A 6,905-nucleotide genomic window follows, 5' to 3' on the forward strand; every position below is an offset into this window, starting at 1 on the left:
TGCTCACTGCACCGGTGAGCGCGGCTCCCAGCCGCGCCCGAGATGACTGCCGCGGCGCACCGCGGCGGTGCCGAACCGTTGCGCGACGAGGTCGAGCGTCTGGTCGAGCGCCGGATCGGCCTCGCCGTCGAGCGGCAGCGCCAGCTGGGTGCCGTGGTCGTCGAGGCCTGACAGGGCGACGCCGACCAGGGTGATGCGGTCGCGCTCGATCTCGTCCTGACGCGCGCGCAGCAACGCCCGGGCGACCTCCGACACGACCGAGGTGCTCTCGGTGGGCCGCGGCAGCGTGCGCGACGACGTGGAGCGGCGGAAGTCGCCGAAGCGCAGGCGCACCGTGACGGTGGAGGCCGCCCGTCCGGCCCTCCGCAGCCGTCGACCCACCTTGTCGCACAGCGCCAGCAGCGCGAGATCGGCCTCGGCGAACGTGGCCTTGCCACCCCCCAGAGCGTGCTGGGCCCCGATCGACCGGCGTGCGGGCGCGGACTCGACCCGCCGCGGATCGTGGCCGGTCGCCAGCGCGTGCAGGTGGTGTCCCGCCGCCCGGCCCACGATTGCCGCGAGCTCGCCGGGCGTCTGGCGAGCGACGTCGGCCACGGTGCGCAGGCGCGCCGCGTGCAGCTTGGCCGCCGTTACGTCGCCGACGCCCCAGAGGCGCTCGACCGGCAGCGCGTGGAGGAACTGCAGCTCGCCGTCGGTGGGCACGACGAGCAGGCCGTCGGGCTTGGCCAGCGCACTGGCGACCTTGGCGAGGTACTGGGTGCGGGCGATGCCCACCGAGATCGGCAGGCCGACCTCGGCCTGGACCCGGCGGCGCAGCTCGCGCGCGATCGGCAGGGCCGGACCGCGTAGTCGGCGCAGGCCCGAGACGTCGAGGAAGGCCTCGTCGATGGACAGGGCCCGGACCAGGGGCGTGGTGTCGCGGAAGATGTCGAACACGGCACGGCTGGCCTCGACGTACGCGTCGAACCGGGGCGGCACCACGATCGCGTCGGGACACAGCCGCAGCGCCTGCCGGCCGCCCATCGCGGTGCGCACGCCGCGGGCCCGCGCTTCGTACGACCCCGCCAGCACGACCCCGCCGCCGACGATGACCGGGCGCCCGCGCAGGCGCGGGTCGTCGCGCTGCTCGACCGACGCGTAGAACGCGTCCAGGTCGGCGTGCAGGATCCCCCCGATCCGGTCGTTCACCGCCGCCTGTCCCTCCATTCCTCCAGCGTCCCACCGCGGTCCGACGTTTGTTGCGACACCCGAGGACCGCGATTGGCCTCCCCGTGGCGGTGCGGGGTACGATTGACGCTGGCCCGTTTGTGGGCCGTGGTTCTTTTGGTGCATTCGATGAGGGGCTGGACGTGATTTCGGGACCGTTCGTGTTCGACACCCAGGTGTTGAGGCGACGAGTGGGTACCGAGAAGTCGTTCGAGCTCGTCCTGGATGCACCGGCGGACCTCGGTCTTCCGGTCTTCGGTGTTCCTGAGGGATCGCCCGTCGAGCTCGAGCTCCGGCTCGAGGCCTTGATGGAAGGTGTCCTCGCCACCGGAACCGCCTCGGTCCACGCCGTCGGTGAGTGTGTGCGCTGCTTGAGGGACGTCGAAGAGGACTTCGACGGCGACTTCCAGGAGCTCTACCTCTACGAGGACGCGGGCGAGGACGAACTGGCCCTCGAGGACGAATATCTCGACCTCGAGCCCGTCCTGCGGGACGCGGTGGTGCTCGCACTGCCGCACAACCCGTTGTGTGACCCGGAGTGCCCGGGACTGTGCCCCGAGTGCGGAGCGCGGCTCGCGGACGATCCAGATCACACACACGGCGACGCGATCGACCCGCGATGGTCGACGCTGACCCAACTGACCGAACGACCTGAGGAGTAATCGTGGCCGTCCCGAAGCGGAAGATGTCGCGCAGCAACACCCGTCACCGCCGGTCCGCGTGGAAGACGACGGCTGCCGCCACCGTCGACTGCGCGAACCCGGCCTGCAACGGCAAGGTGCTGTCGCACCGCGCCTGCGCCGAGTGCGGCCAGTACGGCGCCCGTGGCGAGCAGCGCCAGGTCCTCTGACCTCCTCCGACGTGCCCGATCTCGCGGCACTGAGCGAGACTCTCGGGGTCCCCGACCTGGACCCCGAGCTGATGACCCATGCTCTGACGCACCGGTCCTTCTCGTACGAGAACGGCCAGATCCCGAACAACGAGCGCCTGGAGTTCCTGGGCGACTCGGTGCTCGGGCTGGTCGTGACCGAGACGCTGTTCCGGGGTCATCCCGACCTGCCCGAGGGCCAGCTGGCCAAGCTGCGCGCGGCCGTCGTCAGCGCCAAGGCGCTGGCCGAGGTCGCGCGCACCCTCGGGCTGGGCGACCACCTGCGCCTCGGGCGCGGCGAAGAGGCCTCCGGGGGTCGCAACAAGCCGTCGATCCTGTCCGACGCGATGGAGGCCGTGCTCGGCGCGATCTTCATCGAGTTCGGCATCGAGCGGGCCGCCGACGTCGTCCACACGATCTTCGACCCGGTGATCGCCGAGGCCGCCAAGATGGGCGCCGGACTCGACTGGAAGACGTCGCTGCAGGAGATCTGTGCACTGCACGGTCTCGGCGTGCCGACGTACGTCCTCGAGGGCACCGGCCCCGACCACGACAAGACGTTCACCGCGTCGGTCGTGCTCACCGACCTGCGCTTCGACGGCGGCACGGGCCGGTCCAAGAAGGACGCCGAGCAGATGGTCGCCGAGATCGCCTGGCGGGCGATCAGCGCGCGCGCCGAGGCGCAGTCGACCGACGACTCGGTCGACAGGACCGGTGCCGGAGCTTCCTGAGGTCGAGGTCGTCCGGCGCGGCCTGGTCGATCACGTCGTCGGCCGCACGATCACCGCGGTGGAGGTCCTCGACTCGCGGTCCGTCCGCCGGCACGGAGCCGGCCCCTCCGACTTCGTCGCGCGACTCGTCTCGCGCCGCGTCGAGGCCGCCCACCGGCGCGGCAAGTACCTCTGGCTCGTCCTCGACGACGGCTCGAGCGTCCTGACCCACCTCGGCATGAGCGGACAGGCCCTCATCTCCGACGCCGACGCCCCCGCGCCGCGCCACCTGCGGATCACCTTCGACCTCGACGACGGCCGCCAGCTGCGGTTCGCCGACCAGCGGATCTTCGGTGGCATGTCGGTCAGCGAGACCGATCCTCCCGTCGAGATCGCGCACATCGCGCTCGACCCCCTCGACCCAGCGTTCGACGACGCGGCCTTCGTCGCTCGACTGCGCCGCCGCCAGACCGGCGTCAAGCGCGCGCTGCTCGACCAGGGGCTCGTCTCCGGCGTCGGCAACATCTACGCCGACGAGGCCCTGTGGCGCACGCGGCTGCACTACGCCCGCAACACCAAGGGCCTCCGCATCGCCGAGGCCACCGAGCTGATCGGTCACGTCCGCGACGTCATGACCGAGGCGCTTGACCAGGGCGGCACGTCGTTCGACGCCCTCTACGTGAACGTCAACGGCCAGAGCGGCTACTTCGACCGCTCGCTGCACGCGTACGGCCAGGACGGGCGCCCGTGCGACCGCTGCGGCGACATGATCGTGCGCGAGCCGTTCATGAACCGCTCGTCCTACCGCTGTCCCACGTGCCAGCCGCGTCCGCGCAACGGTCGCTGGTGACCTCGCGGCGCCGCGCGGCTCGCTAGGGTGACCGCGTGGACCGGTACGGGAGCGAGGCGCGCGAGCGATACGTGGCCGAGCCGCCCAAGCGCTCGGGACGCACGTCCTTCGAGCGCGACCGGGCCCGCATCCTGCACTCGTCGGCGCTGCGCCGGCTGGCCGGCAAGACCCAGGTCATGGGCGCCGGCACCGACGACTTCGTCCGCAACCGGCTGACGCACTCCCTCGAGGTGGCGCAGGTCGCCCGTGAGCTGGGCAAGAGCCTGGGCTGCGACCCGGAGATCGTCGACTCCGCCGCGCTCTCGCACGACCTCGGGCACCCGCCGTTCGGCCACAACGGGGAGATCGCGCTCAACGAGGCTGCCGCGAGCATCGGCGGGTTCGAGGGCAACGCCCAGACCCTGCGGATCCTGTCGCGGCTCGAGGCGAAGACGTTCGACGCCGACGGGCGGAGCGTGGGGCTCAACCTCACCCGGGCCACCCTCGCCTCGTGCGTGAAGTACCCATGGCGCCGCGGTGAGCGCGACACCGCGAAGTTCGGCGTCTACGACGACGACCTGCCGGTCTTCGAGTGGCTCGACACCGAAGGGCGGCTCACGATCGAGGCGCAGGTCATGGACCTCTCGGACGACATCGCCTACTCCGTGCACGACGTCGAGGACGGGCTGGTCGGCGGCTGGTTCAGCCTGGTCGGCGAGCTCGACACGCCGGGCTCGTGGCACGTCGCGCGCGACTGGTACGACCCCACGGCCACCGACGACCGCCTCGACGCCGCGCTGGCACGCCTCCGGGCCATGGGGGAGTGGCCGGTGGGGCCGTACCTCGGCACGCGGGCCTCCCGGGCGGTGCTCAAGTCCCTGACCAGCGCCCTGATCGGCCGGTTCGCAGGTGCCGCCTACGAGGCGACGGTCGCGCGGTGGGGGAGCGGGCCGCTCGTGCGGTACGAGGGCCAGCTCGAGGTCCCGCAGGACACGCTCGACGAGATCAACGTGCTCAAGTCGCTCGCCGCGCACCACATCATGCGCGCCGACCTGCGGGTGGCCGACCTGGCGAGCCAGCGCGACCTCCTGCACGGCCTCGTGGCCCACCTGCGGCTCAAGGGCGAGGGTGAGCTCGAGCCCGAGTTCGCCGACGACTTCCGTGCGGCGGACGACGACGCCCACCGGCTGCGGGTCATCATCGACCAGGTGGCCAGCCTCACCGACGGGTCGGCCAAGGCGTGGGCGCGCAAGCTGCTGGGTTAGTCCCACGACCCGCCACGTCCGGTGGTGGCGCCCCGTAGGATCACGCCATGGCACGCATCAAGGACGAGGACATCCAACTCGTCCGTGAGCGGACCCGGATCGACGAGGTCGTCGAGCAGTACGTCACGCTGAAGAACGCCGGCGGCGGTGCCCGCAAGGGCCTGTGCCCGTTCCACGACGAGAAGACGCCCTCGTTCAACGTGCGACCCGCCCAGGGCTTCTACCACTGCTTCGGCTGCAGCGCGGGCGGCGACGCCATCAAGTTCCTCATGGAGATCGAGGGCCTCACGTTCGCCGAGTCGGTCGAGCGGCTGGCCGACAAGTACGGCATCCAGCTGCGCTACGAGGAGACCGGCGCACCCACCGGCCCCCGCCGCGACCCGGGCCAGCGCCAGCGCCTGCTGCTCGCACACAAGGCCGCCGAGCGCTTCTACGCCGAGCAGCTCATGTCGTCGCCCGAGGCCTCGCCCGGACGCCGGCTCGTCACCGACCGCGGCTTCGACCAGGCGGCCGCCGAGACCTTCGGCATGGGCTGGGCCCCGAAGTCGGGCCAGGCCCTCGTGGGCCACCTGCGGTCGAAGGGCTTCTCGGAGGAGGAGCTCGTCGTCGGTGGACTGGCCCGCAAGTCGGCGCGCGGCCTGTTCGACGCGTTCCAGGGCCGCCTGCTGTGGCCGATCAAGGAGATCTCGGGCGAGGTCATCGGCTTCGGCGCCCGCCGGATGTTCGACGACGACTTCATGAGCGGCAAGTACGTCAACACGTCCGAGACGCCGATCTACAAGAAGGCCCAGGTCCTGTACGGCATCGACCTCGCGCGCGACCCGATCCGCAAGCAGAGCCAGGCGGTCGTCGTCGAGGGATACACCGACGTCATGGCCTGTCACCAGGCCGGCGTCCTGACCGCCGTGGCCACCTGCGGCACGGCCTTCGGCGACGGGCACGCGCGCGTGCTGCGCCGGCTCATGCTCGACCACGACGCGTTCCACGGCGAGGTGATCTTCACGTTCGACGGGGACGAGGCGGGTCAGAAGGCCGCCGTGAAGGCGTTCGAGGGCGACGAGGAGTTCGTCGGCCAGACCTACGTGGCGGTCGAGGGCACCGGCAAGGACCCGTGCGACCTGCGCCTGGCCGAGGGCGACGAGGCCGTGCGCGAACTGATCGGCTCGCGCATCCCGCTGTACCGGTTCGTGCTCGACAACACGCTCGAGCGCTACGACCTCGACCGCGGCGACCAGCGCATCGACGCGGTGCGCGAGGCCGTCCGCCTCGCCTCCGCGGTGCGCGACACCTCCAAGGTCGACGAGTTCCTGCGCGAGATCGCCACGCGTGCCGGCGTCGACATCGACCTCGTGCACGCCGAGCACCGCAAGGCGAAGGACCAGAAGCCCTCGGGCCCGCCGAAGCTCGCGCGCGCCGCCGCGGCCGCCGAGCCGGCGCCCACCCGCCCGGAGCCCGCCGTGTTCGCCAGCTTCGGGGCCCCGCAGTTCTCCGACGAGCGCGAGGCGCTCAAGGCGCTCGCGCAGTACCCGCACGTCGCCCGTGCCGTCGCGGCCGACCTGACCGACGAGGACTTCGTCCACCCGGTCGCCCGTGAGATCTGGCGACACATGGTGGAGCGCGGGCTGCCCGATCGCGCCGACGCGGGCTGGCTCCCCGCGGTGGCCGAGTCCCTGCCCGGCGACGACCTGCGCCGCGTCCTCGGCGTGGCCGCGGTCGAGCCGCTGCACGCCTCTGAGCAGACCGCCGTGGCCGTCGTGCCGGCGGTGCTCGCCCGCCTCCAGGAGCTCGCCATCTCGCGTCAGATCGGTGACGTGAAGTCACGGCTGCAGCGCACCGACCCGACCGACCCGGAGTACTCGGAGGTCTTCGGCCGGCTCGTCGCCCTCGAGCAGCGCCGCCGTGGCGTCCGCGAGCGCGCCCTCGGCGCCGCCAGCTTCTGAGCCCCGCCCGCCCGTCCCCGCGAGGACCGCAGTCCGTCCCCTCTCCGCGAGTGGCGCAAATATGCCCGCCACTCGCCGAGTGGCGGG

Annotated in this window: 7 protein-coding genes; 6 read left to right on the top strand and 1 reads right to left on the bottom strand. The window is 72.0% G+C overall.

Going from position 1 to position 6,905, the window contains the following annotated elements; genetic code table 11:
* Positions 1-3: 3 nt before the first annotated feature.
* Positions 4-1,206: a DNA polymerase IV gene (gene dinB / locus AFL01nite_RS09195; protein WP_146827372.1), complete on the bottom strand. Its 1,203-nt coding sequence runs from the start codon at positions 1,204-1,206 to the stop codon at positions 4-6.
* A gap of 65 nt (positions 1,207-1,271) precedes the next feature.
* On the opposite strand from dinB, the gene AFL01nite_RS09200 reads away from it, so the two are divergent.
* From AFL01nite_RS09200 to dnaG, 6 genes are read left to right on the top strand one after another with little or no spacing between them, the layout of a single operon-like run.
* Positions 1,272-1,868 carry a YceD family protein gene (locus AFL01nite_RS09200; protein WP_307724460.1) on the top strand — a complete coding sequence of 199 codons (597 nt, stop codon included), beginning with the start codon at positions 1,272-1,274 and terminating at the stop codon, positions 1,866-1,868.
* Between the two features lie 2 nt (positions 1,869-1,870).
* A complete protein-coding gene (gene rpmF, locus AFL01nite_RS09205) occupies positions 1,871-2,056 on the top strand; it encodes a 50S ribosomal protein L32 (RefSeq protein ID WP_146827373.1) in 186 nt (61 codons plus the stop codon).
* A gap of 11 nt (positions 2,057-2,067) precedes the next feature.
* Positions 2,068-2,805 carry a ribonuclease III gene (rnc, locus tag AFL01nite_RS09210; protein ID WP_425546791.1) on the top strand — a complete coding sequence of 246 codons (738 nt, stop codon included), beginning with the start codon at positions 2,068-2,070 and terminating at the stop codon, positions 2,803-2,805.
* Positions 2,789-3,634 (top strand): bifunctional DNA-formamidopyrimidine glycosylase/DNA-(apurinic or apyrimidinic site) lyase, encoded by an 846-nt coding sequence (gene mutM, locus AFL01nite_RS09215; protein WP_146827375.1) that lies wholly within the window; start codon positions 2,789-2,791, stop codon positions 3,632-3,634. The genes rnc and mutM overlap by 17 nt, the downstream gene beginning before the upstream one ends.
* 35 nt (positions 3,635-3,669) lie before the next feature.
* Positions 3,670-4,878, top strand: a complete 1,209-nt coding sequence (locus AFL01nite_RS09220; protein WP_146827376.1) for a deoxyguanosinetriphosphate triphosphohydrolase — start codon at positions 3,670-3,672, stop codon at positions 4,876-4,878.
* A gap of 47 nt (positions 4,879-4,925) precedes the next feature.
* Positions 4,926-6,818, top strand: coding sequence for a DNA primase (gene dnaG, locus AFL01nite_RS09225; protein WP_146827377.1), 1,893 nt, complete (start codon positions 4,926-4,928; stop codon positions 6,816-6,818).
* Positions 6,819-6,905 lie beyond the last annotated feature (87 nt).

The sequence above is a fragment of the Aeromicrobium flavum genome (assembly GCF_007992115.1).
GTDB classification, from domain to species: domain Bacteria; phylum Actinomycetota; class Actinomycetes; order Propionibacteriales; family Nocardioidaceae; genus Aeromicrobium; species Aeromicrobium flavum.